We start from the raw sequence: 25,897 nt of genomic DNA on the forward strand, positions 1-25,897 counted from the left end.
GCTCCTTTTCAATCTTTGGTTCCATTTTACCGCTTTTTTCAGATAAAATAAAATCCCTGCGCATACGTAATTCCAAGATCAACCAAATAATTGAGCTGATCTCTATTTTCAACACCTTCCACGACGACTTTTTTCCTCTTCTTTTCTAAAAAATGATGCAAGTTCGTGAGCACTAATTTTTTCCCGTGATGATGTTGAACATTTTTCAGCAGTTCAGCATCCGTTTTTACAAAATCTGTTGGGTGCTTTAGAACGCGTGCGATGTCTGCATAGCCAGAACCAAAGTCATCAATCGCAAATTGCGTGCCAAACCGCCTTCTCAGAGAAGTCATTTTCGCATGTAAGTCTGGCAACTGGTATTCATCAATAGAGGATGTTTCTAAAAATTCAAATGTAATTTTGCCACTTTCTTTCAAAATGTCCTCTAATTCTTGGTAGTGATTGATAAATGTGTCATAAGAAATATTTAAAAAAAGTTGCGTACTTTCGCGCCAACTAAAATGCTCAATGCCATTTTTAAGGGTGCGCAGTTCAAATTGATGAATCAAACGGTTTTTCTCGCATTCTTTAATAAAATCTCCAATGGAAAAGCGGCTAACGCGCGTTAAAGATTCGTAGCCAAAAATATGATTTTCTTGAATATTTACAATCGGTTGGTAAATTGTCTGGAATTCATTGGATTCAATTATATCCAAAATTTGATCTCTATTCATCTACTAACTTCCTTTTTTCTATCAAGGCTAACTCTTTATGCATGTAGTCAAAGAAATGTGTCGTAGTGGCATCTGACGTATCCATTTCGTTTAGTTTATCCATCGCTTTTTGATAAAAATCTGTTTGATTTGTCAGTGTATAGTATTTCGCAAGCAATGCATAAACGGCTGTCGATTCCATACTCTCCACAGGTTCTTTCGTATCCCGATAAAAACGTGCATAAACTCGATTATTTTGGTTCCATTCATTTTCTAAAAAAGCATCAAACTGCGGTTCTTTTTTATGTGTTAGCGTCACATATTGAATCGCAATTAGCATTTGATCAATCATATTCACTTGATTACCAGTCGTTTTATAGCGCCCATTTTCAAAGATTTCATCAAAAAACGGGCTAGCTACCGCATTTTCAAGCGGCGTAAAAGAGATTTCATCAAATCCAGCTTTTTTCATTGCAACACTATTATAATAACTCAAATGAAGCGTTTCTGCCTTTTCTTTTGTTTTAAAATCGAAGAAATCACGAGGTGTTTGGTTCACCAAGCCATATTTTTTCCAACTCACCGCGATTTTATTCGCGAATTCCTCGTATTTTGGGTAATGAAACTTGGCGCTTGCCTCCTGAAGGGCTTCATAAATCCGCATGTCATCAATAAAGGCGTTTGTAGTCACGTCATCGCCCATTTTCCACTTTATAAACGTTTGATCCACAAGAAGTTCATTTTGCATCGCCGTAAAAAGCGTATTAAATGTAAGGCTGTCGTTATTTAAAACTAGATACTGCATGTATAAACCTATACTTTCAGATAAATATTTGGTATTTTTTGAAACCTTATAGTCTGCAATTAAGCCGTTTTCTGCTAAATAATTCGCTTTCACATGTTCCTCCACATCCGAAAATTCAGGTTCTGTTTTTGCAGGCGGATTTTGCGTACATCCTGCTAAAAATGTAAGAAGTATCAGTAAAAGAATTTTTTTAAACATCCATATCGCTCTCCTTTGAAACGCTTGCTAAAACTTGATTACGCCCATTTTGTTTAGCAAGATATAGCGCCTGATCGGCTGCTTCAAACAGGTTTTCTTTTGTTTTATAAGGCTGTTCAGGGAAGTTTTGGCAGGAAACGCCTAACGATATTGTCACATGCCCGCTTTTAGGATTATAGGGGAATGTTGTGCGTTCAATTTGGCTACGAATGATTTCGGCGATTTGTTTACTTTCAGGGAGTGCGACACTGGGCAGTAAAATGGAAAATTCTTCGCCACCAATTCGAGAAATAAGGGTATTTTTAGGCAGTATATGATTTTTTAAAATCACGCTAAACTGGGATAATACTGTGTTGCCCGCCTGATGCCCATGCAAATCATTAATTTCTTTAAAATTATCGATGTCAATAACGATTAAACTAAGCGGTCTCTTTTTTTTCATAGAAAGAAGAAAAGCTTTTTCAAATGTGTCTAAAAAATAACGGATGTTAGGCAAATTGGTTAATACGTCTGTCATGGCGGAATTTCGGAGCTGAAACATGATTTTGTTGCTCTTATCAATGTAGTTACAAGCGGCGAAAACAAGGGCACCTGTAAGCATGAAAAGCATGTAGTAAAGCATGGCTTCTGTTCCTGTTAAAATCGTATGGCTTCCAAAGTCGGTAAAATAGTAATAGGCGAGAACTGGTATGGCACAGGAGAAGACAATTAAATATTTTTTTAAATAGCTCATTTTAAAACGGGTGACAATAAAGCAAATGATGTAAAAGCCTGTTAGGAGTAGAATGAATTTCAACTCATTTTGTGTCGTATGTCCTAACCAAATATGACCAACCACCATAAAGAAATAGGCAATTGTAACAGGAATTCGGCCACCAAAAATGGCGGTAATAAGTAATACATTCATCCGCATATTGGTGTACACGACAGTCGCCGCATCTTGTTCGCCACGAAAAATAAAGTAAACGCCGGCTAAACCGTAGTAAATACCGAGTAAAACATTTAAAAGTAGTCGACTTTTACGTTTTAAAAACCAATCGGGCTTTAATTCGCGAAGTTTGCGGAAGGTAATTCCTTGGATGAATAAAATCGCTAGAAAGGTCGAAATACTATCGATATAGGCATCAAATTGTGTGGGCATAAAAATTACTCCTTTAGTAAAACGGTTAAATTAGCTGCTGCGTGAACACGATTTCGACCGTCTTCTTTTGCCGCGTAAAGCGCCTTATCAGCAGTATTCAAGAGAGCCTCACCACTTTCAAATTCATGAAGTTCGTCCATCGTTGCCGTGCCAACAGAAACAGTCAAACGAATATCTTCATGCTGAAAAGGAAAGTCGGTTTTTTCAATTTTTTCCCTAAGCTGTTCGGCGTAAAGTTTCGCCCCTCTGCATGAAACATTTGGTAATAAAATCGCAAATTCTTCACCACCAATTCTTGCAATGACTGTTTTATCGGGAAATAAGACGTTTTGTAAGATACTGCTGAAGCTAGATAAAATAACATTACCCGTTTGATGCCCATATGTATCATTAATATTCTTAAAAAAATCAATATCAAAAATAATAATGCTCAGTGGTGCATGATTTTTTTTACTCTCAGAAAATTGTTCACGCAAACAATTGTCAAAATGGCGGTAATTTGCAAGATTTGTTAAAGGATCTAAGATGGTTGATTGGCGCAAAGCAAAGAGTTGCTTGTTTGAGGAATCAATGAAGCGTGCAGCCATATATAATAAAAAACTACCAAAAAATGAAATGCCAAAATATAATACCCACTTCGAAATCGCATCCATTTGAAGGGGGATGGCCATTTTAATGTGAAGGTAATAAATCATAAATGGAACAATGCTAAGCTTGCTTAAAATAAATTTACTAAAAAGTGAAATTTTCAAGGCACTAATTTGGATGCAAATAAGGAGAAAGGCGAATATGAAAAAAATATAGAGTAATTGAAGGCTTGTGTTAGATGCTAATAAAATTTTACTACAAGCCATTATGATTGCAGCAATTGTCGCGGGTCCTGCACCTGAAAACAAGTTGACAATTAAGATAATATTAATAAGCATATCAGTGTAAACACCGTAATCGGTGTCAGGTAAGCCGCGTAAAATAAAATACAACCCTAAAACACCATAGTATACGCCAATCAAGTAACGAATAAGATGATGTTGTCGATTATTGATAAACCAGTTTGGGCATCTTTCCCGAAGCCAACGTAAAACAATACCGTGAAAAAATAAAGCAGATAAAAAAAGCGCCAAACTAGACCATAATGAGTCAATCATATGCCACATAAAAAAAGCTCCCCTTTTGTAATTCGTACGGGAATTCAGTAAAATAAAAAGATACGGTTCATTCAGGAGGCGTGTCACGTTGCTATTCTGATGTTCATACAAAAAACTACCCATTTTTTAAACGCTGATTTGCATACCATATTATTGCAAATTACCATATTGTTGTCAATATAAGTAAAGGAAGGATATTATGCAGCGAAATGATGCTTTTTTTGAAACTTCAGATGCACTTATTCAACTTGTAAAAAAACGGAGTGAGCACTTGGCGCTTGAAGGCTTTGTGAAAAGTCGTGGCCCGAAAAACCCAAAAGTGATGTTAATTGAGGAGGCACCGGGCGAAACAGAGATTCATCATTTAATTCCGTTTAGCGGACGTGCGGGCGCTGAACTAATGAAGTTTTTTGAAAGAGCTGGCTTAACGCGGGAGGACGTTTATATCACAAGTACGGTTTTAAGTCGCCCTTTTAAAGAGGTTCAAAAAGTGGATGCGAAAACCGGGGAGCAAATTTTAAAGCGCTACAATCGTACGCCAAATCAAAAGGAGATTGATGCGCACGCTCCTATTCTTGATGATGAATTGCGGCATGTGCAACCGGAAATTGTTCTGACTACAGGGAACATTGCTTTAAGACGAGTGCTCGGGGAGAAAATATCAGTTTCAGATGTGCGCGGGAAGCGGCTCTATGTGCCATTTTCTAAACTGGCTTCGTTAAATCAGCGAGAGTATGTTAAAACAGAACGGAAATTTCGGATGATGGCGACTTTTCATCCGGCGAGTATTTTTTACAATCGAAAATTATTGCCGCTTATTGAAGCTGACTTTGATGCGCTTCGAGTGTGGTTAAAGGAGATTACGTCATGAAAATTGCGGTTATTGGTGCGGGGATTGTTGGTGCAAGTGCGGCCTATCATTTGGCGAAATGGGGTCATGAGACGACGATTATTGATGATAGGGCCCCAGGGCAGGCAACAGAACATGCGGCTGGAATTATTTGCCCGTGGCTTTCAAAACGGCGGAATAAAGTTTGGTATGAGCTCGCGAAACAAAGCGCTGCTTTTTATCCGCAGTTGTCTACAGAATTGGCGAATTTTTCGGTGGATTCTGGATACAAACAAGTGGGCGCGCTTGCGCTTCGGGGAAATGAAAAGGCACTTGATGCGTTGTTTGCGCTTGCGAAGGAGCGGCTTGAATTGGCACCTGAGATGGGTGAGGTGATTCGATTACAGGAAGCGGATGTGAAAAAGCGGTTTCCGCTAGTGAAAGCTGGTTTTGGGGCGGTTTTCGTCAGTGGTGGCGGGCGTGTCAGTGGTGCACGGATTCGTGATGCACTTTTAGACGGGGCAAGCCGAGTCGGCGCTCATAAAATATCGGCGCACGGTAAGCTAGATGCGACAGGAACGCTTTTTGCAGGTGAGGAGGAAGTGGCTTTTGATAAAATTATTCTGGCAGCGGGTGCGTGGATGCCACACTTTTTGGAGCCGCTTGGTTTTGAGGTAGATGTTTTGGCACAGAAAGGGCAAATTATTACAATGACATTTTCTGAGGAAACAGACGACTGGCCAGTGATTTTGCCACCTGCGACAAAGAGCATTGTGCCTTTTAGTGCAGGGAAAATAATGCTTGGCGCCACGCATGAAAAAGAAGCCGGCTTTAATCTTGAAGGGACAGAAGCCGGCTTCCGGGAAATCATGACGGAGATTGAACCATTTATTCATTTAGAAAGTGCACTGAAAAGTACAATTTCGGTTGGAACTAGACCTTATACGCCTGATTTTACACCGTTTATCGGACAAATTGCAGATACACCAATTTATGCAGCTAATGGTTTGGGAGCTTCTGGCTTAACAACGGGTCCTTTTGTTGGAAAATTGATTGCCGAATGCGCGACTGGTGAACCGGTTTCGCTGGACTTAACACGTTTTGACCCAGCGAATTATGTGAGAAGACGCTAATAAAGCGGATTTTTATTTTCATCCAGTGTGAAGCCTTCCCCCATCACATCATGAACAATACTGACAGAAACGAAAGCGTGCGGATCGACGGCTTCGATAATATTTTTTAGTTGGATAATTTCGTTTTTCGCAACGACGATATAAAGGACTTCTTGGTCAAGTTTTGAAAAGCCTCCTCGCCCTTCTAATATGGTGACACCGCGGTTCATTGCAAGCATGACGTGGCTTGCGATAGCATGGTTGTCTTTTGAAATAATTAGTGCCCCGCGTGCGGCATAAGCGCCTTCTTGGACAAAGTCAATTACGCGTGCGCCAATGAAGACAGCAACAAGGGTATACATGACTTGTCGAATGTCTAAATAGGAGAGTGAAGCCGTTAAAACAAGCGCATCGATGACGAATAATGTGCGCCCCATACTAATCCCTTTCTTAAAGTGAAGCAATTTCGCGATAATATCGCTACCGCCTGTTGTCCCGCCGTATCGAAAGACAAGCCCAAGACCAACACCTGTGAAGCTACCCGCAAATAAAGCGACAAGTAGTAAGTCAGTGTGCAGGTCGAGTGAAAACGGGATGCGCTGGAAAATCCATAAGAAAAGGGAGAGGCTGATGGTGCCGATACCACTATAAAGAAATGTACGGAAACCTAAAATACGCCAACCTAATAGGAAGAGTGGAATGTTTAAAAGAAGGTTTGAATAGGCGGGATCAATATGGAAGAAGTGTAACAATAGGAGAGTAATCCCAGTTAAACCACCTTCACCAAGTCCGTTTTGAATGTTGAAATTCACGAGGCCAAACGCATAAATGGCTGTACCAAGCATAATAAAAAGAATATTTTTAACCCGAAGTGTTTTGAACATATTCTGCTCCTTTCAAGATTTTTAGAATAACGTTATAATAATACTATTAGTGTATCAAAAAATGGGAGGGAAAGCGCGTGGCAAAGACAATAAGAGAGATGCAAAATGAAGTAGATGCTTTTATTGGGCAGTTTGAAGAAGGGTATTTTTCGCCGCTTGCCATGATGGCGAGAATTACTGAAGAGACAGGAGAACTAGCGCGCGAGATTAATCATCATTATGGTGAAAAGCCTAAAAAAACATCGGAAGGCGAAAAAACAATTCAAGAGGAACTTGGCGACTGTCTTTTCGTGTTAACTTGTATGGCAAACTCACTACATATTGATTTAGAAGAAGCTCATAATATGGTGATGCAAAAATTTGCGACACGAGACAAAGAGCGTTGGACGAAAAAGGAGGAAGAAAAATGATTCGAGTAGCAGTATCTGGTTATAAAGGTAAAATGGGTCATGAGGTTGTCAAAACAGTTTTACGGGAAGAGGATTTGGAGCTTGTTGCTGTACTTGATAAAGAGCCAGCAGAAAAAAACATCAACGAACTAGCGGCATTTACTGATTTAGATGTGCCTGTATTTGGTGATTTAGAGCAGCTTCTTACTGAGGTGAAACCTGAGGCTGTCGTAGATTTTACGATGCCAAGCGTTGCCTATTCCAATACGAAAAAAATTATTGAGCACGGTGCACGCGCAATTGTTGGAACTACGGGATTTACACCTGAACAAATCGAAGAGCTGACAAAACTCTCTACGGATAAAAAAATCGGAAGTTTAATTGCCCCTAATTTTGCTGTTGGAGCCGTTTTGATGATGCAATTTGCTGAAAAAGCAGCTGAATATTTCCCGAACGTTGAAATTATTGAACTTCATCATGATAAAAAATTAGATGCACCAAGCGGGACAGCTGTTAAAACGGCAGAGATGATTTCAAAAACTCGTGAAAAGATTAAACAAGGTGCAACTGGGGAAGAAGAAACTATTCAAGGTGCGCGCGGCGCTGATTATGAAGGCATGCGCATTCATAGTGTTCGCTTGCCAGGACTTGTTGCTCATCAAGAAGTTATTTTTGGTTCTGTTGGCCAGGGGCTCAGCATTCGGCACGATTCCTATGATCGGATTTCTTTCATGTCTGGCGTTGCACTTGCCATCCGTAAAACGGCGGAATACGATACACTCATTTACGGACTTGAAAATATTTTATAATGGAAGTGAAAAAAAATGAATATCGCTCTGATTGCCCACGATGAAAAAAAGGAACAAATAATCGAACTTGCGCTAAGCTACAAAAATTATTTAGAGCCGCACACGCTTTTTGCAACTGGAACGACTGGAAAGCGAATCATTGAGGAAGTAGGGCTTCAAGTTCATCGTTTTAAATCTGGTCCGCACGGCGGTGACCAGCAAATTGGTGCAAAAATATCAGAAAATCAGATGGACTTGGTCATTTTTTTGCGCGACCCATTGACTGCACAGCCGCATGAGCCAGATGTGACGGCGCTAATTAGACTTTGTGATGTATATGCGATTCCGCTTGCAACGAACATCGGAACGGCAGAGGTACTACTTCGCGGGCTTGCAGACGGCTTTTTAGATTGGCGCAAACTACGACGTGATGACACGTTTTAAGAAACGAGAGAGAGCTATGAATCAACTATTTAAACAAGCGATTCCAGTTTTAGAAAAATTAGAACTAGCAGGATATGAGGCGTATTTTGTTGGCGGTTCAGTGCGTGATACGCTCCTCGCGCGCGAAATTGACGATATTGATATTGCTACAAGCGCCTTTCCTGATGAAGTAAAATCACTTTTTCCAGCTACGTATGACACTGGCATCGAACACGGGACAATTACCGTCCGCTTTGAAACAGAATATTATGAAGTGACAACATTCCGTACAGATGGAAAATACGAAGACTATAGACGCCCAAAAAGCGTAACATTTGTGCGCTCGCTAGAAGAGGACTTGCTACGCCGTGATTTTACGATGAATGCTATTGCGATGGATAAAAACGGTGTGTATCATGATCCTTTTCACGGGCGTGACGCGATTCGCTTGAAAATGATTTGCGCTGTTGGAAATGCCAAAACGCGGTTTCATGAGGATGCTCTCCGAATGATGCGCGCAGTTCGCTTTGTCAGTCAACTGGGGTTTACTCTTGAGTCAGAAACCAAAGCGGCGCTGCTTTCTGAAGTGGGCCTTCTTTCGCATACTGCAACTGAACGAAAAAGAGTAGAGTGGGTTAAATTGATGCGCGGACCTTTTCGGAAAGAAGCCTTAGAAATTGCGCTACTCGCGAACATGGAAAATTATTTGCCACAACTTGCTGGCAGAAAATCGCAACTTGCCGAAATGTTCGCGTTTCATTTTGCAGATGACCCAGTTGAAGATGAAATTTGGCTTGCGTTATTACTTGCTGTTCGACCGAGTGAGGCGGATGAATTTTTGAAAGCTTGGAAGTTGCCGACTAAACGCATTCAGCTTGTTACAGCCGCGTACGCGCTCATTCTAGAAGATGTTTCATGGAATCCGTTAACTGTATTTCATGCTGGGCCGCTTTTAGTAGATTTAGTTGAAGCGGGACGCGCGTTTTATTCAGGTGAGAAAAAAACAGCTGCTATACTTGAAATTTATGAAAAGTTGCCAATTAAATCTCGTCGTGAGCTTGCGATTTCGGGAACGGAATTGATGGAGATATTCGGAAAACCAGGCGGAGCATGGCTTCGGGAGCTTTTTTCAGAGATTGAGCGAGCGGTCATTTTTCGGGAAGTTGAAAATGAAGAGGAAGCGATTCGGAGGTGGTTGCATCGTGGCTAATCAAAATCGGGAGAAGTTACTCGCTCTTTTTGCAAAGCAGCAAGGTGAGTTTTTATCAGGGCAACAAATTGCGGATTTACTCGGCTTATCGCGTACGGCGGTTTGGAAGCATATGGAAAGTTTACGAAACGAAGGTTTTGAAATTGAGGCGGTTCGAAATAAAGGGTATCGGCTAATTAAAAATAGTGATTCTTATTCGAAAGACAGCATTCTAATTGATTTACATACAAAATTCATGGGGCAAAAACTTTATTTCTACGATGAAGTGGATTCAACGCAATTTGTGGCGCATCAAAAAATTAGCGAAGGTGCAGCGAGTGGAACGGTTGTCGTTAGCGAATTACAGACGAATGGCAAGGGACGTCTTGCGCGCTCATGGGATTCACAAAGTGGCAAAGGAATTTGGATGAGTGTCATTTTAAAGCCGCAAATTGCGATGCAAAAAGTACCACAGTTTACGTTCATCGCCTCGCTTGCGGTGGCAACAGGTATTCAGGAAGTTACAAAGCTTGAACCGCAAATTAAATGGCCAAATGACATCTACATTGACAGAAAAAAAGTGTGTGGAGTTCTAACTGAGATGCGTGTTGAAGCAGCTTCTGTCGAGGCAGTTATTATTGGCATCGGCATCAACGTCAATCAACTAAGCTTTCCAGAAGAGATTAAGGAAAAGGCCACTTCACTTGCTCTTAAGAGCGGGCACTCTATTTCGCGAACAGCGCTTATTCAAGAGATTTTAAAACAACTTGAAAAATATTATCAGCTATTCATGGAAGAAGGCTTCCGACCAATTAAGCTACTTTGGGAAGAGAAGGCCATTCCTTTTGGGGAAAAAATTACGGTTTCAACGATGCAAGGAAAACTGACTGGCCGTGCCGAAGGAATTTCAGATGACGGCGTTTTGCTTGTCCGCGACGAATCAAATGTGCTGCACCAAATTTATTCGGCAGATATTGACTTCAACTCCTAAAATTGTTTTTCTGCTACAGAAAATTAAAAAATCAAGCCAATTTGCTTCGAGAAATTAAATTTTGCATAGGTTAACCTATTAGAAAATGCTAAACTTAGCATTTTCTTTTTTTGCGGAGATTGTGTAAAATGAAAATTGAATTAGGAGGTTTGAGATGAAAAAAATCATGCTGTTTGTTGGCGTTTGTGTGTTAGGTTTAGTTCTTGCTGCTTGTTCACAAACGGAAGGGAAAAAAGCCGAAGAAAATGACAAGACGAAAGAAACAAGTGAAGCCGCAAAAACGTTTTTAACGACAATTGGAACAAAAGAATTTTCAGATAAGAAAGATGGTTTTGTCTATGTGGGGCGTCCGTCTTGTGAAGATTGCCAAGCTTTTCAACCCATTTTAAAAGAAACACTTCAAGAAGAAAATTGGCCGGAGAAAATGGCTTATTATAATACAGATGCTGCAAGTGAAGAAAACCGCGATAAAATGATTAGTTTGTTGAAGGGGATGGATATTGATTCTGTGCCAACTATGGTGTATTTAAAAGATGGCAAAGTGGCATCTAAATTTTTAGGGAATGAGAGTAAAGCCGATTTAAAAAACTGGCTGGAAAAAAATGAGGAATAAAGTTAATCGTCATGCAAAAACTAGCCTGCCTTCGCTATTAGGTGAGGGCTTTTTTAGTAAGTATACTTTATAGCTGTGCGTAAATATGCTAAACTAACAGAGGTAGAGAGGCAATGATCGTATTCGACTGAAACGATACAGTCCTTCTTCTTTTTCAACTTATTTTTGCCGTGATTCACGAATGAACATGGACGAAAGGATGCGTTAAAATGAAAACACCAACTGATTTTTTAAGCATGATGCTAAAGCAGGAAAAAATTACAATGTTAACTGCTTATGATTATCCTTCTGCTAAAAATGCAGAAGCTGCTGGAGTGGATATAATTTTAGTCGGCGATTCACTCGGTATGACAGTTCTAGGCTATGATTCGACAATTCCAGTGACACTCTCTGATATGATTCACCATACAAAAGCGGTGAAACGAGGGGCGAAAAATACGTTTATTGTGACGGATATGCCTTTTATGACGTATCACGGGATGGAAAGCGAGACGGTAGAACGCGCTCGAACGCTTATTCAAGAGAGTGGGGCAAATGCAGTGAAACTGGAAGGTGCTGGTGATGTAACGCGGCATATCGCTGCTTTGACTGCGGCAGGAGCCCCTGTTGTTGCACATCTTGGTTTGACACCTCAATCTGTTGGGCTTACAGGAAGCTATAAAGTCCGCGCAAAATCGCAAGAAGATGCTAAAAAATTATTAGAAGATGCTAAAAAGGTAGAAGCTGCAGGCGCTATTGCACTCGTTTTAGAAGCAATACCAAAACAGCTTGCCGAAGAAGTGACGAAAAATTTAAGCATTCCAACAATTGGGATTGGGGCCGGGTCTAAGACGGATGGGCAAGTACTTGTATATCATGATGTCACCGGGTATGGTATTTCGCGGCGTGCTAAATTTGTGAAGGCGTATGCGGAAGTAGATGAGCTGATTGAAAAGGCACTTACCGCTTATGTGCAAGATGTTAAAACGCAAAATTTCCCAGAAGAGAGCCATAGTTTTACGATGAGTGAAGAAGATTTAAAAGGCTTATACGGGGGGAAATAAGATGAAAATTGTACGCACAAAAACGGAACTTCGTAGTACGCTTCTTGATGTGAATTCGGATTCGATTGGTTTTGTCCCAACTATGGGCTATTTGCATGAGGGTCACCTTAGGCTCGTTCGGGAAGCAAGGCGAGAAAATGACGTGGTTGTGATGAGCATTTTTGTAAATCCAGCGCAATTTGGACCGAACGAAGATTTGGAAGCTTATCCGCGCGATGAAAAACGCGATATTAAACGGGCTTCTGAAGCAGGTGTTGCGATTCTCTTTTTGCCAAGTGTTTCGGAAATGTATCCGTCTGAGTTATCGGTTGAATTACATGTTAAAAGACGTGTTGATGTACTGGACGGTGCGAAACGACCAGGGCATTTTGACGGTGTTGTCACCGTGCTACTCAAATTATTCCATCTCATTGGTTCTTGCCGCGCTTATTTTGGGCAAAAAGATGCCCAGCAAATTGCGGTTGTGGAAGGCCTTGTTCAGGATTATTTTTTGCCAGTCATCATTTGTCGTGTTGCGACGGTGCGCGAACGAGATGGCTTAGCGATGAGTAGTCGAAATGTCAACCTATCTATAGCTGAGCGAAGCGAGGCACCAATCATTCACCAAGCCCTATTAGCTGGTAGGAAATGCATTTTGGAAGGTGAGAGGGATGAGTCGGTCATTTTAGCCGAGGTACGAGCGGTACTTGGCGATGTGGCGATGAAATTAGACTACTTGGCGCTCTATGAATATCCTGATTTTACTGCCGTGTCAGATGATTCAAAATCGCTTATTTTAGCCATAGCGGTGCAGTATGAAAGAGCACGTTTAATTGATAATGAGATTATAAAGCGAGGTGATGAGTGATGCTTAGAACGATGATGCATGCGAAAATTCACCGTGCGACGGTTACGGAAGCAAATTTAAATTATGTGGGTAGTATTACGATTGATGCGGCTCTTTTAGAAGCAACTGGTTTACTGCCAAATGAAAAAGTACAGATTGTAAACAATAATAATGGTGCTCGTCTAGAAACGTATATTATTGCTGGTGAAAAAGATAGTGGTGTCATTTGTTTAAACGGTGCTGCAGCTAGGCTTGTATCGCCTGGAGATATTGTCATCATTATGGGTTATGGCTTATTTGAAACAAATGAGGCAGAGGCGCTTACGCCAAAAGTTATTGTTTTAAATGAGCGCAACCAAATTGTTAGTCGACTTTACGAAGAAAAAGCAAATACAACGTTGTAAAAAAACATGTGGAACTGGTTTTAGGAAGGTGAATGATATGGGACGAAAGTTAAAAAAATATATAGTGGTCGATTTAGAAACGACAGGAAATCAGGCATCAAAAGATGACCGAATCATTCAATTTGCCGCCACGCTAGTGGAAGGAAAACAAATTGTAGAGACTTTTTCAACCTATATTAACCCACTAAAGCCGGTTCCGCCTTTTATTCAAGAGCTAACAGGGATTACGCCCAATGATTTAGCGGGCGCACCGCTTTTTGAAGATGTGGCGGATACGATTTTAGCGCTACTTGATGATACGATTTTTGTTGCGCATAATGTTAATTTCGATTGGACTTTCTTACAGAAGGAAATGCGCCGCGCGGGTAAGCCGCTTCGTAAAATGAAGTTGCTTGATACTGTTGAAATGGCGCGCATCCTATATCCTTCTGTGGATAGCTATAAATTGCAAGATTTAGCAGATGAGTTTGGGTTTATTCACGAAAACCCGCATAAAGCGGATAGTGATGCTTTAGTGACGGCTGAGTTATTCATCCAATGTGTGGAAAAACTGGAAAGCTTGCCAGTTACGGTTATTCGAAAGATGACAACGATTGCTCAGCCATTAAAAACGTATTTACCAGAACTTTTCTTTGATATTGAAATGAAAAAAGAGCGCCGAGCTGAGCAGGTTCCTGAAAAATGGACGGAACATCGCGGTTTAGTTTTGCGTAAAAAAAATATTCATAAACCAATATATGATAAGAGAGATAAATTGGATTTTCCAAAAAGTGATGCGGACAAATTAGCTTTATTTAAACGTGCGGGTGCGCCCTTATACGCGAGGAGCGGTCAATTTGAAATGATGAATCTGGTCTTTCAAGGTATGCAAACTGGGTGTCATGCGCTTATTGAAGCGGGAACTGGTATTGGAAAATCATTAGGTTATTTTTTGCCATCAATTTATTTTGCAAAACAAAAAGAGCTACCTGTTATTATTAGTACATATACGAATCTTTTGCAAACGCAGCTTTATGAGAAAGATGTTCCACTCGTGTCAAAATTAACAGGTTTTGATGTGCAAGCTTCCCTTTTAAAAGGGAGAGACCATTATTTAAATCTGTTTAAATTTGAACAGTTACTTCATGAAAATGATCCACAGTATGATGTTGTTGTGACAAAATTAAAACTACTTGTTTGGCTTACGGAAACTGAAACGGGTGATATTGATGAAGTAAACTTATCAAGTGGTGGGGAATTGTTTTGGAATCGAATGAAGCACACAGGGTGGTATCTTTCCGAAAAAAAAGACCCATGGATCGACTTTGACTTTTATAAGTTTAGTTTAGAAAAGGCACGCCACGCGGATCTTGTCATTGTGAATCACGCTTTGCTTCTTTCAGACCATTTCAATGGGAAAAGATTATTGCCAGCCTATTCTTTTCTGGTCATTGATGAGGCTCATCATTTTGCGGAGAGTGCGCGCATGCAAAAGAGTTTTTATCTATCTTATCGAAAAGTAAAGTATTTCTTGAACCAACTTGGAACGCTCGAAAAATACTCACTGCTTAGTCGTTTAGAAATGGTTTTCCCAGCAGAAGAAAGTTTGTTTGATTTAGATATTGCGCAGTTAAAATTGACCGAGGCGACAGATATTTTATTTAGTCTATTACATGCGGAACTTTTAAAGAGTCGCGGCACAAAAAAAGAACTCGTTTTAATTGAAAATGAGCAAAAGATTCATTTTGATGACACATTAAAATATGCTGCCGAAAATGTGCTCGTATTGTTTCGTGAGGTGGAACGAAATATTGAAACACTTCTTGAAAAAGGGAAGCAGGATGTGGCAAATTTAAAAGAGGCTGAAACGGCTTTTGTTGAAGAAGTATATTCTTTCTTATTAGACTGGAAAACAATGCGGGAAGACTTTGCTTGTTTATTAAATGAAAATCAGCCTGTTATGACGGTTTCGCTTATGGCAGACAAAAATGGGGCATTGCCGAGTCTTCGAATTGTTGGTACGCTTATGGAAGTTGAGCGGGCACTTCAAAAGGACTTTTTTGAACAAAAAGAAAGCGTCATTTTGACGTCTGCCACGCTCTCCGTTAATCATGACTTTTCCTATATAAAAAAAGCACTAGGTCTTGAAGAAAGTGAGTTGATTGAAGCAAAAATTCCGTCGCCTTTCCAGTATGAGGAAAATGCACGGATTTTGATTCCAGAAGATATGCCGCAAATTAAAGGAACGCCTGTTTTTGACTATGCAAAGGCTCTTGCTGATTATTTGAGTGATGTAGCGCTTTGTACAAAAGGGCGGATGCTTGTTTTGTTTACGGCAACCGATATGCTGCGCGAAACGCTTCGCTTTATGAAAGAAAAAGAGGCGCTTTTAGAATATATGATTCTTGCGCAAGGTGTCTCTACTGGAAGTCCTGCTCGCTTGACGAAGCAATTTCAACTGTTTGAAAAAGCGATTCTACTCGGGACGACGAGCTTTTGGGAAGGGATTGATATTCCTGGCGAAGACTTATCTTGTCTCGCTATTGTGCGCTTACCATTTGCGCCGCTAGATGATCCATATACGAAAGCTCAAATTGCACTCCGAAAAGAGCGCGGGGAGAATGCTTTCCAAACGTATTCTCTACCAGAAGCTGTGTTGCGCTTTAAGCAAGGCTTTGGACGTTTAATTCGCCGCGAAACAGACCGCGGGATTATTTTAGTATTTGATAATCGAATTGACACGACAAAATTTGGTCAATCATTTTTAAATTCTATTCCGAAAGTGCAAACGAAAAAAGGCAATAAAACCGTTTTGCTAAGCGAAATTATCGACTTTTTTAAATCAGTTTAACAATAAAGCTTCAAAAAAAAGCAGCAAATTGCTATAATAGGAACATATTGAAACTTAGCCATTCTGGCAATTAAAGAATAGAAATGAGCGAATCAATTTGCAAAAACGAAAAAACAGACGAAAAATCGTCCGATATATCCTTATTGTAGTTAGTATTTTCATCGTTTTAGGACTTGCGTTCTTTTGGTTTTTGCATAGTGCTGAAAAGCCAATTAAAGCGGATGAACAAGAGGCGTTAGACCGAATAAAGGGTAGTGTAGATTTATTATCGCACGATGATTTTTATTTATATAATGGGACGAAAGAAACCTATTATGTTTTAACTGGGAAAAACAATTCTCGAAAAGACATTATTGTTTGGGTTCCAAAGAAAAAATCGGGTGAAGTTTTAGTCAAATATGCGTCTGATGGCATTAGCGAACAACAAGCACGAGATATTGTGCAAAAAGAGAAGAAGCCGCGTAAAATTTTAAATGTTACACTCGGTATGGAAGACGGCGTCCCAATTTGGGAAGTCAGTTATTTAGATAAAAACGATAATCTTGGTTACTACGACATGTCTTTCAGCAAAGGAGAATGGCTAAGACAAATCGAAAATTTATAAGAGGAGGAGAAAAAATGGACTTACCTTTGTCTAAACGCGTGCAGGAAGTCGCACCCTCACCGACGCTTTTTATTACGGCGAAAGCGAAAAAAATGAAACAAGATGGTATTGATGTCATTGGTCTTGGCGCAGGAGAACCCGATTTCAACACGCCGGAAAATATCATTCAGGCAGCTTATAAGTCCATGAAAGATGGCTTTACGAAATACACCCCTTCAACAGGAATACCTGAGTTGAAAAAAGCTATCGTTCAAAAATTAGAACGTGACCAAGATGTGCGTTATACAGAAGAACAAATTTTCGTTGGAACGGGAGCGAAACACGTTTTATATTCGGCCTTCCAAACGATTTTAAACCCAGGCGATGAAGTGATAATTCCAGTTCCATACTGGGTGACTTACCCGGAACAAGTCAAACTTGCCGGCGGTGTGCCTGTTTTTGTTGGGACAGGATTTGACGCCGATTTCAAAATCAGTCCGGCTAGTTTTGAGCAAGCGATTACGGCGAGAACGAAAGCTGTTCTATTTAATTCGCCAAATAACCCAACTGGCATGTGCTACTCAAAAGCCGAACTAAAGGCGCTTGCGGATATCGCTGTTAAACATAATTTATGGATTATATCAGATGAAATTTATGAAAAATTGTATTATGGTGACCCAGCAGATATTGTGTCTGTTGCAAGCCTTGGTCCAGAAATTTATGCGCGGACCATTTTAATAAACGGCGTTTCAAAAGCATATTCAATGACCGGCTGGCGAATTGGTTATGCGGCTGCAAATGCTGAAGTCATTCGCGGCATGGGGAAACTGGCTGATCATATGACGAGCAATCCAACGGCTAATGCACAGTACGCAGCAATTGAAGCTTATAACGGGAGCCAGGAAGTGCCGGAGAAAATGTATCAAGCGTTTTCAGAACGCATGGCGCAATTTTATCCACAGTTAGAAGAAATACCAGGCTTTAAACCGAAAAAGCCAGATGGTGCTTTTTATTTCTTTATTCATGCGCGTGAAGCCGCTATTCAAAAAGGGTATCCAAGTGTGGATGCGTTTGTGGAAGCTTTGCTGACAGAAGCGCTTGTCGCTGTTGTTCCAGGATCAGGTTTTGGTATGCCGGATTATATTCGGATTTCCTATGCGACAGATCCAGCTTTATTCCAAGAAGCAATAAATCGAATGAAAGACTTTATGAATCAATAGGGAGTGTACATGGTGAAAATTACAATTAATCAAGTGAAAGATTATGTAGGAAAAGAAGTTACAATTGGCGTTTGGCTTGCCAATAAGCGTTCCAGCGGTAAAATTGCTTTTTTACAAATGCGTGACGGAACAGCCTTTATGCAAGGTGTTGTTGTGAAAGCGGAAGTGACAGAAGATATTTTCGCACTTGCAAAAGGAATGACGCAAGAAACAAGTTTTTATGTAACAGGAATCATTCAAGAAGATACACGTTCGTCGTTTGGCTATGAAATGACAGTGAAAAATATTGAGGTGATTTCTGAATCACATGATTATCCGATTACGCCAAAAGAACATGGTACAGAGTTTTTAATGGATCATCGTCATTTATGGTTACGTTCCAATAAACAACATGCGATTATGAAAATTAGAAATGAAATTATTCGCGCATCTTACGAGTTTTTCAACAAAGAAGGTTTCATTAAAGTGGACCCACCGATTTTAACAGGTAGTGCGCCTGAGGGAACAACTGAATTGTTCCATACAAAATATTTTGATGAAGATGCCTATTTATCGCAAAGCGGGCAACTTTACATGGAAGCAGCTGCTATGGCGCTTGGAAAAGTGTTTTCATTTGGTCCAACATTCCGAGCTGAAAAATCGAAAACGCGTCGTCATCTAATCGAATTTTGGATGATTGAGCCGGAAATGGCTTTCTACACGCTAAAAGATAGCCTTGAAGTGCAAGAGAAATATGTCGCATTTCTTGTGAAATCCGTTTTAGACAATTGTGCGATTGAGCTTGAACGTCTTGGTCGAGATACAGCCGTTCTTCAGAAAATGACGGCACCATTCCCGAGGATTACGTATACAGATGCCATTACGCTCCTTAAAGAAAAAGGTTTTGACGATATTGAATGGGGGGAAGATTTCGGTGCACCGCATGAAACTGCAATTGCCGATAGCTTTGAAAAACCAGTTTTTATCACGCATTATCCAAAAGGCATCAAACCTTTTTATATGCCAGAAGACCCTGAAAACAGTGAAGTTGTTTTATGTGCCGATTTAATTGCACCTGAAGGATATGGTGAGATTATCGGTGGTTCCGAGCGTATTCATGATTTAGACCTAATGCTTTCTCGCGTGAAAGAATTTGGCCTAGATGAAGAAGCTTACAGCTGGTACATTGACTTGGCACGTTATGGTTCCGTACCGCACTCTGGTTTTGGACTTGGTTTAGAACGGACAGTAGCCTGGATTTCCGGAACTGAACACGTTCGCGAAACCATCCCATTCCCGCGCTTATTAAATCGTTTATATCCGTAAAAAAAGAGCGAAACCGAAGTGGTTTCGCTCTTTTTATGTCCCAAATAAAATTTTCCTGCATTTTCTTATTTTTTTCGTCTATGCTATAATTTTTATGTGAGGTGTTTTGGATGGAAAATAATAATTTAAGTATGTGGATGACGGAAGGATTCGTGACGTTACCGCAAATTTTCATTAAAAATTATACTAAATTAAAGATAGATGACACGGAATTTATGCTTATTTTACAAATTGAGTCATTCCGTGTAAGTGGTAATTCATTTCCAAGTATTCATGAATTAGCAGAGCGCATGGGGGCATCATTTGAGCGGACGACGCGACTGCTTGAATCTCTTGTTAGAAAGGGTTGCTTGGCCATTTTAGCCCAGGAAAATAAGCTAGCTAGTGAGGTCTATTCGTTAGAACCGCTTTATCAAAAACTTGCTGCTTTTCTAGCTAATGAAGAACTTTCCAATCAAAAAGAAGCGATTAGTGAGGCAGAAACACACATTTACCGCACCTTTGAATCGGAGTTTGGTCGACCGCTTTCTCCGCTTGAAGCTGAAATGCTTTCTGGCTGGCTAGACCAAGATCACTTTGCTCCAGAATTAATTCGGGAGGCACTAAAAGAGGCGGTTATTTCACAGAAACTCAATTTTCGTTATATCGACCGAATTTTATTAAATTGGAAAAAAGAGAACGTGAAGACGGTAGAAGATGCACGGCGTGTCGCCGAAAACTTCCATCAGAACGGGCGAACTGGGATTACGATGAATCGAAGCGAAATTCAAAAAAGTAAGGATTCCATTCCGCTTTATGACTGGCTAGAAAATCGAAAAGGATGATTAGGACATGCTAAATAAAAAGCAAACGGTGATGTGCATTCAGGAAATGGCGAAAATGTTTCCACATGCACATTGTGAGCTCGTTCATAAAAATAATTTTGAGCTTTTAGTCGCTGTTGTATTGTCGGCACAGTGCACGGATAACTTAGTGAATAAGGTTACGGCTTCTTTGTTTGAAAAATATCATACGCCTGAGGATTACTTGGCGGTTCCACTTCAAGAGCTTGAAGATGATATTCGCTCAATTGGGCTTTACCGCAACAAAGCAAAAAATATTCAAGGTTTGTCAAAGCGCTTATTAGAAGAGTTTAACGGTGAAGTACCACGCACACATGCAGAATTAGAAAGCTTACCTGGTGTTGGTCGAAAAACGGCCAATGTTGTTTTATCAGTCGGATTTGGTGTTCCCGCAATCGCTGTAGATACGCATGTTGAGCGCGTCACAAAGCGCCTTGGCATATGTCGCTTAAAAGATTCCGTCACCGAAGTGGAAGAAACTTTAAAGCGCAAATTGCCAGAAAAGATGTGGTCAGATGCGCACCACGATTTGATTTTCTTTGGTCGCTACCACTGTAAGGCAAGAAAGCCAGAATGTCCAACTTGTCCACTCCTTTTTATTTGCCGCGAAGGTAAGAAACAAGCGAAAGCGAGAGGTTTTGATGGCTAAATTTGAATATGTGCAGGAACTAAAACACGCTGCATTTCCTACACCAAATGTAAATATCACTGACTTTGATGAAGAATCAATATTCGTTGTGGGCTGCCCTTTTTGGCAAGAAACCTTATTTTATACAAAAAATGGGGGTGTGCAACCATGGAAAAATGATGCGCAAAAAGCCTGCCGCAAACTCACTAAACAAATGACAGCCATTTTAAGCGCTATGGAAACGAAATTTCGCGCACATGAAAAACCAGACTTCTATCTCACACAAGATGCACTTGGTATTTTCTTATCCGTCCTTTTTTGGAGCAACCAACAGCCAGTTCGCTTAGATAATTTGAATGAAGCGTTAAGCAAGCTTTTAATCAAGCCGCTTAATATTGAAGAACGCCTCGAATATTGTTTGACGCGCGCTCATACATTTCCAGGATTTAAGCAACTAAATGAGCTTTTATTAGAACAACGAAAATTAATTGCTAAGAGCTAAAAAAGAAGCATAGCGGCTAGCTATGCTTCTTTTTTCAATTGTTCGGAGGGTCACCATTTGTGGCGGCTCCGTTAGGATTAGAGTTAGAATTGTTATTTCCATTCTGATTATTGTTTGTCGCATCATTATTTGCGTCAGCTTCTGCAGGTATTGTAACAGAAGTTGTTGCGGCGCTACTTCGTTTGTCATCTTTTATGGCTACGACACTAATATTGACCGTCGTTCCGGGACTCATTCCGCTAATTGTAATAGAAGTTGTTGTGACGTTCGATTTTTGACCATTTACGGTAACTTCGTAAGTTGCTCCTTCGACCGCTCCCCAACTAGCAGAAATCTGTTTAGTAGTTGCATTGTAAGATGCTGATACACCACTAGGTGCCGCAAGAGGTTTATTTTTTTCCTCTTCTGCTTTTTTCTTTTCTTCCTCAGCCTTTTTCTTCGCTTCCTCTTCCGCTTTCTTCTTCGCTTCTTCCTTCTCTTTATCTGTTGTAGAAGCCGTTTTACTTGGTGCAGTACCAGCAATAAATAGCTCATTCGTTACTTTATCACTAGGTGTTCCTGCAGCAGCGCGAACAGGAGGATTAGAGCCTTTTAGAATTGGAATAGACACCACATTACTAGGTGCTTTAAAGTCAGCAGTTTCTTTATTAGCAGAAACATGACTCATCAATTTACTAAACATCCGTTGTGAAATCTTTTGCTCATCAGGAGATAAATAATTTTTCAAGCTGTCGTAACCAGTCCAAACAGCAATCGTGTAATTTGTTGAGTAACCAGCGAACCAGGCATCGCGAGCCGCACCACTTGGATAGTAATATTTGCTTTGTGCTGCTGCATCAAAGTTCGTCGTCCCTGTTTTACCAGCTACTGGAACGCCAGGAACAGCTGCGCTTGTACCAGTACCAACCGATAAAACATCCTTTAAAACATCAGAAGTCATATAAGCCGTAGATTCCTTCATCGCGACTTCACTTTTCGGTTCCATATCAATCGTTGTAGTGTCGTCAGATAAAACAATTTTTGTCACCGTATGAGGTTTCGTATAAATCCCTTGATTACCGAAAGCCGCATAGGCACCAGCCATCTGAAGCGGATTTGACTCATTGGCTCCAATCGCATAAGACTCATAGAACTCTTTATAATTAAAGCCGAGTCCGTCGGTAAAGGCTTTTGCCTTATCAAGTCCAACCGCCTGTAAAGTCTTAAGTGCTGGAATATTACGTGACTGGTAAAGTGCTTGACGAACCGTTATAGGTCCTTTATAGCCAAAGTCCCAGTTATTAATTTTAGAACCCCCCGTATACGTATAAGGTGCGTCATCTAAAATTTGAGCTGTTGACCAATTCAAATATTCAAAAGCAGGACCGTAATCAGCAATGGGTTTCATTGTCGAACCAACTTGCCGTTTCAGTTGTGTCGCATAATTGTAACCACGTGTAACGTTTTCCGCTTGATTTCGCGAGCCTCCAATTGCTTGCACACGACCATTTTTCGTATCTTGTAATACAAGACCAGCTTGCATTTTATCATCGGAAAACTGCACGATTTCATTCGTATTTAACATTTTTTCTGTATATTGTTGGGCATCTTGATCAAGTGCCGTATAAATCGTTAGACCATCTTTATAAACATCATATTCTTCTGGAATTTCACTTAAAACTTGTGTCACATAAGCATCATACTTGTATGTTTTTTCTTCACGTTCTTCTTGCGAACGCAGGCCATCGGAAATAGGTGTTTGTTTCGCCTGTTCCATTTCTTGCTTCGTAATTTTATCATGATTATACATGTTCGTTAAAACTAAATCACGACGCTTTTTCGCAAGTTCTGGATCGTCATACGGATTATAGTTATTGGGACTTTGTGGCATACCAGCAATTAAAGCTGTCTGTCCTAAATTTAAATCCTTCAAATTTTTTCCGTAAAAATGTTCAGCCGCCGTTTCCATACCATGAACTCGGTCAGACATATACACTTTGTTGACATAAATTTCAATAATATCGTGTTTGCTATATTTTTCTTCAAGTTGTAGAGCTAAATAGGCTTCTTGTGCTTTACGTGCAAGCGTCTTATTTGTGTAATCCAGATAGCTCATTTTAATGATCTGCTGTGAAAGTGTACTCGCACCTTCTGCACCAAATCCATTTTTAACATTTGCAACGACGGCGCCACCAAGACGAATAGGGTCTAGACCATCATGCGAGTAGAAACGTGCATCTTCCGTAGAAAGAATGGCATTTTCTAATTGTTTTGGAATATCTTTATACTCAATATACTCACGACGTTCTGTACCGATTTCTGCAAAGACCTTACCATCTTTATCTAAAATTTTAGAAGATAGCGGGTCACGCAATTTTGAATCAGTGAGTGAAGGCGCGTCTTTTGCATAGACGTAAAATAAAGATGCACCAGCAGCGATGCCAAAAAATGCTAAGAATAAAGCTACAAAGAATATGGATTTAAAAATTGTTTTCCCCATATTTTTTTTAGGTTTTTTCGCTTTGGCATTTGTTTGCTTGCTGCGATACTCTGATCTAGTTTGCGGTTTTTCTGCCATTAATTTTTCTCTCCTTTAATCAAATCGAACTAAAAAAGTGTAAATCATAACTGCTGACAAACGGCAACCTTCTCTAGTTGAAGCCAGTGTCTGGATGTTGTCATACTCTAATGCATTTTGCTTTTAGTACTCGTGATTTTTTGAGAAATCTCACCAGTTTTCTACAATTTGATCGATTATACTTAAATAGTCCAATCTTGGATTTAGACCATAGGGAATCAGTGTCGAATGCACTTTTAGCTCAGCAAGCGTGATAGATTTACGCCCACCATTTTGCATTCTTTCCCAAAACGGCAAGAAAGAGTCAAAACGTGTTAAATAAACTTCCCCAAGAGAACTAAAAGAGGTAATCACAAAAGCAAAACCACCTTGGTTTAAAACTTGTTTCATGTGTTTCATTTGATGGGGATGAAAGTTACTTAACGGAAAAGAAGTTTTGTTTTTTGTTTCTTTCGCCTCAAAATCAAGATATTTTCCTTGATAGACGCCGTTATAGTCTGTTGTTGACGGCTGCTTGAAATAGGCTTCTTTAATGGTCGCGCTACTTCGTTTTGGATAGTCAACTTTCACAATTTGAACAGGTGTAGGTTTCTTATGAATGACTGCCCGTTCATGTGCCAAATAATAGGCATTGGTTTCATTTAAATCTTCCTCAAGCGACATACCACGTTTCCCGTAGTTTGTTTGCGGCTTCTTTTTTACAGGGGACTGGCTATTTTGATGCAACAGATTTTTTTTCCCATTAGGATAGCCAATTGCCATATGCTCACCTCAATTATGATTACTTTTCAAAATGAACCATTCTTTATTATACCAAATAAAAATGAAAATGATAGTAAATTTTGGTTAAGGCGCATGCAAAAAGGCATTCTTCCTTAGTAAAATGAGTCTTTAAAGCAGAGAAATGTTTAAAAAAGCAACTTTATGTTATCCTAGTTTTAAGTAAAATCTTTAAGGAAAGGTGCTAATTATGGACAAACTTGTTGCGCAAACAAAGGCGCTTTTACAACAAAATGAAGAAAATTTCAAACGCTATTTAGCGAATCAAAAAAAACAAGAAGACTTTGATTTTTATCAAGATATGAAGCCGTTTGTTGATGCTGCTAAGGAAAAATGTGACCAATTTTTAGCGCTTTCTGTTCCTTATGTGAACGAAAACAGGCCACTTTATTTAACAGAAACACAGCTTTTGCAGTGTTCCGAAAATATTCAAATGACCGCTGTCAATTGTTTTAATGGAAAATCCTTTTATAAACATTTCCATGATCACTATGAATCATCTAAGTATACACTAGAACGTATGTTGACTGCATTAGAACGAGGTGAAAATTTAGAGTGAAATCGATTGCTGTTTCTGGCTATAAGAATTTTGAATTAGGCGTCTTTAAGCGTGATGCCGAGGAGGCAAAGTACATCCAATTAGCGTTAAGGAAAAAATTACTTTCCTATATAGAGGAAGGTTTGGAGTGGGTGATTATTTCTGGACAGCTTGGTACTGAGCTTTGGACCGGAGAAGTTGTGCGGGATTTAAAGAAAGAATACGCCATTCGATTAGCTATTTTAGAGCCATTTTTCGAGCAGGCGAGTAACTGGAATGAGGCGAATAAACTGTGGCATGAGGAAGTGATAGCTGCAGCAGATTACCATGCCTATATTACAGAGCGACCGTATGAGAATCCTGGGCAATTTGGTATGCGTGACCAGTTTATTATTGAAAACACAGAAGGCGCGCTCTTACTTTATGATTTTGAAAAAGAAGGATCTCCGAAATTTTTTTATGAGCGAGCAAAGCACTTTTCGGAACAAAATGAGTACGCGCTTACACTAATTGATTTTTATGAACTACAAGAAATTGTGAGCGAAAGTCAAAATGAATTTTTTTAAAAAAGAAGGGTTTACATTGACAAATGTTGTTAGATTTGGAAGAATAAGGATATGGATTTTAAAAAATGAATGAC

27 protein-coding genes are annotated in these 25,897 nt (G+C 39.9%); 20 read left to right on the forward strand and 7 right to left on the reverse strand.

Annotation, left to right across the window (positions count from 1 at the left end):
* Nucleotides 1–38: 38 nt before the first annotated feature.
* Genes R8923_RS03645 through R8923_RS03660 form a run of 4 tightly spaced genes read right to left on the reverse strand, consistent with a single transcriptional unit; the run spans nt 39 to nt 3,990 of the window.
* On the reverse strand, nt 39–713 hold the full coding sequence (locus R8923_RS03645; protein ID WP_485871398.1) for an EAL domain-containing protein: 675 nt from the start codon (nt 711–713) through the stop codon (nt 39–41).
* A complete protein-coding gene (locus tag R8923_RS03650; protein ID WP_485871399.1) occupies nt 706–1,695 on the reverse strand; it encodes a glycoside transferase in 990 nt (329 codons plus the stop codon). Before R8923_RS03650 ends, R8923_RS03645 begins: the two co-directional genes overlap by 8 nt.
* A complete protein-coding gene (locus R8923_RS03655) occupies nt 1,688–2,836 on the reverse strand; it encodes a GGDEF domain-containing protein (protein WP_485871400.1) in 1,149 nt (382 codons plus the stop codon). The genes R8923_RS03650 and R8923_RS03655 overlap by 8 nt, the downstream gene beginning before the upstream one ends.
* 5 nt (nt 2,837–2,841) lie before the next feature.
* Nucleotides 2,842–3,990, reverse strand: a complete 1,149-nt coding sequence (locus tag R8923_RS03660) for a GGDEF domain-containing protein (RefSeq protein WP_485871401.1) — start codon at nt 3,988–3,990, stop codon at nt 2,842–2,844.
* 190 nt (nt 3,991–4,180) lie between these two features.
* Here R8923_RS03660 and R8923_RS03665 point away from each other — a divergent pair, with 190 nt between their 5' ends.
* Both R8923_RS03665 and R8923_RS03670 read left to right on the forward strand, forming a co-directional pair.
* Nucleotides 4,181–4,852 (forward strand): uracil-DNA glycosylase, encoded by a 672-nt coding sequence (locus tag R8923_RS03665; protein ID WP_485871402.1) that lies wholly within the window; start codon nt 4,181–4,183, stop codon nt 4,850–4,852.
* Nucleotides 4,849–5,943 carry an NAD(P)/FAD-dependent oxidoreductase gene (locus R8923_RS03670; RefSeq protein WP_485871403.1) on the forward strand — a complete coding sequence of 365 codons (1,095 nt, stop codon included), beginning with the start codon at nt 4,849–4,851 and terminating at the stop codon, nt 5,941–5,943. Before R8923_RS03665 ends, R8923_RS03670 begins: the two co-directional genes overlap by 4 nt.
* Here the strand turns inward: R8923_RS03670 and R8923_RS03675 are convergent.
* A complete protein-coding gene (locus R8923_RS03675; RefSeq protein ID WP_485871404.1) occupies nt 5,940–6,806 on the reverse strand; it encodes a YitT family protein in 867 nt (288 codons plus the stop codon). The genes R8923_RS03670 and R8923_RS03675 overlap by 4 nt on opposite strands.
* 77 nt (nt 6,807–6,883) lie before the next feature.
* On the opposite strand from R8923_RS03675, the gene R8923_RS03680 reads away from it, so the two are divergent.
* The 16 genes from R8923_RS03680 to R8923_RS03755 all read left to right on the forward strand — a co-directional run bounded on the left by R8923_RS03680 (nt 6,884) and on the right by R8923_RS03755 (nt 21,382).
* Entirely contained in the window at nt 6,884–7,216 is a 333-nt protein-coding gene (locus R8923_RS03680) for a nucleotide pyrophosphohydrolase (protein WP_485871405.1), read from the forward strand.
* Nucleotides 7,216–8,004 carry a 4-hydroxy-tetrahydrodipicolinate reductase gene (gene dapB / locus R8923_RS03685; protein WP_485871635.1) on the forward strand — a complete coding sequence of 263 codons (789 nt, stop codon included), beginning with the start codon at nt 7,216–7,218 and terminating at the stop codon, nt 8,002–8,004. Before R8923_RS03680 ends, dapB begins: the two co-directional genes overlap by 1 nt.
* 15 nt (nt 8,005–8,019) lie before the next feature.
* Nucleotides 8,020–8,427: a methylglyoxal synthase gene (locus tag R8923_RS03690; protein ID WP_485871406.1), complete on the forward strand. Its 408-nt coding sequence runs from the start codon at nt 8,020–8,022 to the stop codon at nt 8,425–8,427.
* Nucleotides 8,428–8,443: 16 nt separating this feature from the next.
* Nucleotides 8,444–9,616: a CCA tRNA nucleotidyltransferase gene (locus tag R8923_RS03695; protein ID WP_485871407.1), complete on the forward strand. Its 1,173-nt coding sequence runs from the start codon at nt 8,444–8,446 to the stop codon at nt 9,614–9,616.
* Nucleotides 9,609–10,586: a biotin--[acetyl-CoA-carboxylase] ligase gene (locus tag R8923_RS03700; RefSeq protein WP_485871408.1), complete on the forward strand. Its 978-nt coding sequence runs from the start codon at nt 9,609–9,611 to the stop codon at nt 10,584–10,586. The genes R8923_RS03695 and R8923_RS03700 overlap by 8 nt, the downstream gene beginning before the upstream one ends.
* A gap of 154 nt (nt 10,587–10,740) precedes the next feature.
* Entirely contained in the window at nt 10,741–11,199 is a 459-nt protein-coding gene (locus R8923_RS03705) for a thioredoxin family protein (RefSeq protein ID WP_485871409.1), read from the forward strand.
* 209 nt (nt 11,200–11,408) lie between these two features.
* Entirely contained in the window at nt 11,409–12,242 is an 834-nt protein-coding gene (gene panB / locus R8923_RS03710) for a 3-methyl-2-oxobutanoate hydroxymethyltransferase (protein ID WP_485871410.1), read from the forward strand.
* Nucleotide 12,243: 1 nt separating this feature from the next.
* Nucleotides 12,244–13,089, forward strand: coding sequence for a pantoate--beta-alanine ligase (gene panC / locus R8923_RS03715; RefSeq protein WP_485871411.1), 846 nt, complete (start codon nt 12,244–12,246; stop codon nt 13,087–13,089).
* Nucleotides 13,089–13,472, forward strand: coding sequence for an aspartate 1-decarboxylase (gene panD, locus R8923_RS03720; protein ID WP_485871412.1), 384 nt, complete (start codon nt 13,089–13,091; stop codon nt 13,470–13,472). The genes panC and panD overlap by 1 nt, the downstream gene beginning before the upstream one ends.
* Before the next feature lie 37 nt (nt 13,473–13,509).
* Entirely contained in the window at nt 13,510–16,302 is a 2,793-nt protein-coding gene (gene dinG, locus R8923_RS03725; RefSeq protein ID WP_485871413.1) for an ATP-dependent DNA helicase DinG, read from the forward strand.
* Nucleotides 16,303–16,399: 97 nt separating this feature from the next.
* On the forward strand, nt 16,400–16,906 hold the full coding sequence (locus tag R8923_RS03730) for a cell wall elongation regulator TseB-like domain-containing protein (protein ID WP_485871414.1): 507 nt from the start codon (nt 16,400–16,402) through the stop codon (nt 16,904–16,906).
* Between the two features lie 14 nt (nt 16,907–16,920).
* Nucleotides 16,921–18,105 (forward strand): pyridoxal phosphate-dependent aminotransferase, encoded by a 1,185-nt coding sequence (locus R8923_RS03735; RefSeq protein ID WP_485871415.1) that lies wholly within the window; start codon nt 16,921–16,923, stop codon nt 18,103–18,105.
* A gap of 12 nt (nt 18,106–18,117) precedes the next feature.
* Nucleotides 18,118–19,410 carry an asparagine--tRNA ligase gene (gene asnS, locus R8923_RS03740; protein ID WP_485871636.1) on the forward strand — a complete coding sequence of 431 codons (1,293 nt, stop codon included), beginning with the start codon at nt 18,118–18,120 and terminating at the stop codon, nt 19,408–19,410.
* 110 nt (nt 19,411–19,520) lie between these two features.
* Nucleotides 19,521–20,234, forward strand: coding sequence for a DnaD domain protein (locus R8923_RS03745; RefSeq protein WP_485871416.1), 714 nt, complete (start codon nt 19,521–19,523; stop codon nt 20,232–20,234).
* Between the two features lie 7 nt (nt 20,235–20,241).
* Entirely contained in the window at nt 20,242–20,901 is a 660-nt protein-coding gene (gene nth, locus R8923_RS03750; RefSeq protein WP_485871417.1) for an endonuclease III, read from the forward strand.
* On the forward strand, nt 20,894–21,382 hold the full coding sequence (locus tag R8923_RS03755) for a YpoC family protein (protein ID WP_485871418.1): 489 nt from the start codon (nt 20,894–20,896) through the stop codon (nt 21,380–21,382). The genes nth and R8923_RS03755 overlap by 8 nt, the downstream gene beginning before the upstream one ends.
* Before the next feature lie 34 nt (nt 21,383–21,416).
* Here R8923_RS03755 and R8923_RS03760 read toward each other — a convergent pair whose 3' ends face one another.
* Both R8923_RS03760 and recU read right to left on the reverse strand, forming a co-directional pair.
* A complete protein-coding gene (locus R8923_RS03760) occupies nt 21,417–23,939 on the reverse strand; it encodes a transglycosylase domain-containing protein (RefSeq protein ID WP_485871419.1) in 2,523 nt (840 codons plus the stop codon).
* Between the two features lie 150 nt (nt 23,940–24,089).
* The gene (recU, locus tag R8923_RS03765; RefSeq protein ID WP_485871420.1) at nt 24,090–24,701 is read right to left on the reverse strand and encodes a Holliday junction resolvase RecU; all 612 of its coding nucleotides are present in this window, start codon (nt 24,699–24,701) and stop codon (nt 24,090–24,092) included.
* Between the two features lie 208 nt (nt 24,702–24,909).
* On the opposite strand from recU, the gene R8923_RS03770 reads away from it, so the two are divergent.
* Both R8923_RS03770 and R8923_RS03775 read left to right on the forward strand, forming a co-directional pair.
* The gene (locus R8923_RS03770; RefSeq protein ID WP_485871421.1) at nt 24,910–25,278 is read left to right on the forward strand and encodes a DUF1798 family protein; all 369 of its coding nucleotides are present in this window, start codon (nt 24,910–24,912) and stop codon (nt 25,276–25,278) included.
* A complete protein-coding gene (locus R8923_RS03775) occupies nt 25,275–25,823 on the forward strand; it encodes an SLOG family protein (protein WP_485871422.1) in 549 nt (182 codons plus the stop codon). Before R8923_RS03770 ends, R8923_RS03775 begins: the two co-directional genes overlap by 4 nt.
* Nucleotides 25,824–25,897 lie beyond the last annotated feature (74 nt).

The sequence above is a fragment of the Listeria tempestatis genome (assembly GCF_963575625.1).
GTDB classification, from domain to species: Bacteria; Bacillota; Bacilli; order Lactobacillales; family Listeriaceae; genus Listeria; species Listeria tempestatis.

What these genes read in the sequence shown, in the direction of transcription:
- R8923_RS03645 (WP_485871398.1), bottom strand. Translation starts at nt 713, where the DNA reads ATGAATAGAGATCAAATTTTGGATATAATTGAATCCAATGAATTCCAG.
- R8923_RS03650 (WP_485871399.1), bottom strand. Translation starts at nt 1,695, where the DNA reads ATGTTTAAAAAAATTCTTTTACTGATACTTCTTACATTTTTAGCAGGA.
- R8923_RS03655 (WP_485871400.1), bottom strand. Translation starts at nt 2,836, where the DNA reads ATGCCCACACAATTTGATGCCTATATCGATAGTATTTCGACCTTTCTA.
- R8923_RS03660 (WP_485871401.1), bottom strand. Translation starts at nt 3,990, where the DNA reads ATGTGGCATATGATTGACTCATTATGGTCTAGTTTGGCGCTTTTTTTA.
- R8923_RS03665 (WP_485871402.1), top strand. Translation starts at nt 4,181, where the DNA reads ATGCAGCGAAATGATGCTTTTTTTGAAACTTCAGATGCACTTATTCAA.
- R8923_RS03670 (WP_485871403.1), top strand. Translation starts at nt 4,849, where the DNA reads ATGAAAATTGCGGTTATTGGTGCGGGGATTGTTGGTGCAAGTGCGGCC.
- R8923_RS03675 (WP_485871404.1), bottom strand. Translation starts at nt 6,806, where the DNA reads ATGTTCAAAACACTTCGGGTTAAAAATATTCTTTTTATTATGCTTGGT.
- R8923_RS03690 (WP_485871406.1), top strand. Translation starts at nt 8,020, where the DNA reads ATGAATATCGCTCTGATTGCCCACGATGAAAAAAAGGAACAAATAATC.
- R8923_RS03695 (WP_485871407.1), top strand. Translation starts at nt 8,444, where the DNA reads ATGAATCAACTATTTAAACAAGCGATTCCAGTTTTAGAAAAATTAGAA.
- R8923_RS03705 (WP_485871409.1), top strand. Translation starts at nt 10,741, where the DNA reads ATGAAAAAAATCATGCTGTTTGTTGGCGTTTGTGTGTTAGGTTTAGTT.
- panB (WP_485871410.1), top strand. Translation starts at nt 11,409, where the DNA reads ATGAAAACACCAACTGATTTTTTAAGCATGATGCTAAAGCAGGAAAAA.
- panC (WP_485871411.1), top strand. Translation starts at nt 12,244, where the DNA reads ATGAAAATTGTACGCACAAAAACGGAACTTCGTAGTACGCTTCTTGAT.
- panD (WP_485871412.1), top strand. Translation starts at nt 13,089, where the DNA reads ATGCTTAGAACGATGATGCATGCGAAAATTCACCGTGCGACGGTTACG.
- dinG (WP_485871413.1), top strand. Translation starts at nt 13,510, where the DNA reads ATGGGACGAAAGTTAAAAAAATATATAGTGGTCGATTTAGAAACGACA.
- R8923_RS03735 (WP_485871415.1), top strand. Translation starts at nt 16,921, where the DNA reads ATGGACTTACCTTTGTCTAAACGCGTGCAGGAAGTCGCACCCTCACCG.
- R8923_RS03745 (WP_485871416.1), top strand. Translation starts at nt 19,521, where the DNA reads ATGGAAAATAATAATTTAAGTATGTGGATGACGGAAGGATTCGTGACG.
- nth (WP_485871417.1), top strand. Translation starts at nt 20,242, where the DNA reads ATGCTAAATAAAAAGCAAACGGTGATGTGCATTCAGGAAATGGCGAAA.
- R8923_RS03755 (WP_485871418.1), top strand. Translation starts at nt 20,894, where the DNA reads ATGGCTAAATTTGAATATGTGCAGGAACTAAAACACGCTGCATTTCCT.
- R8923_RS03760 (WP_485871419.1), bottom strand. Translation starts at nt 23,939, where the DNA reads ATGGCAGAAAAACCGCAAACTAGATCAGAGTATCGCAGCAAGCAAACA.
- recU (WP_485871420.1), bottom strand. Translation starts at nt 24,701, where the DNA reads ATGGCAATTGGCTATCCTAATGGGAAAAAAAATCTGTTGCATCAAAAT.
- R8923_RS03770 (WP_485871421.1), top strand. Translation starts at nt 24,910, where the DNA reads ATGGACAAACTTGTTGCGCAAACAAAGGCGCTTTTACAACAAAATGAA.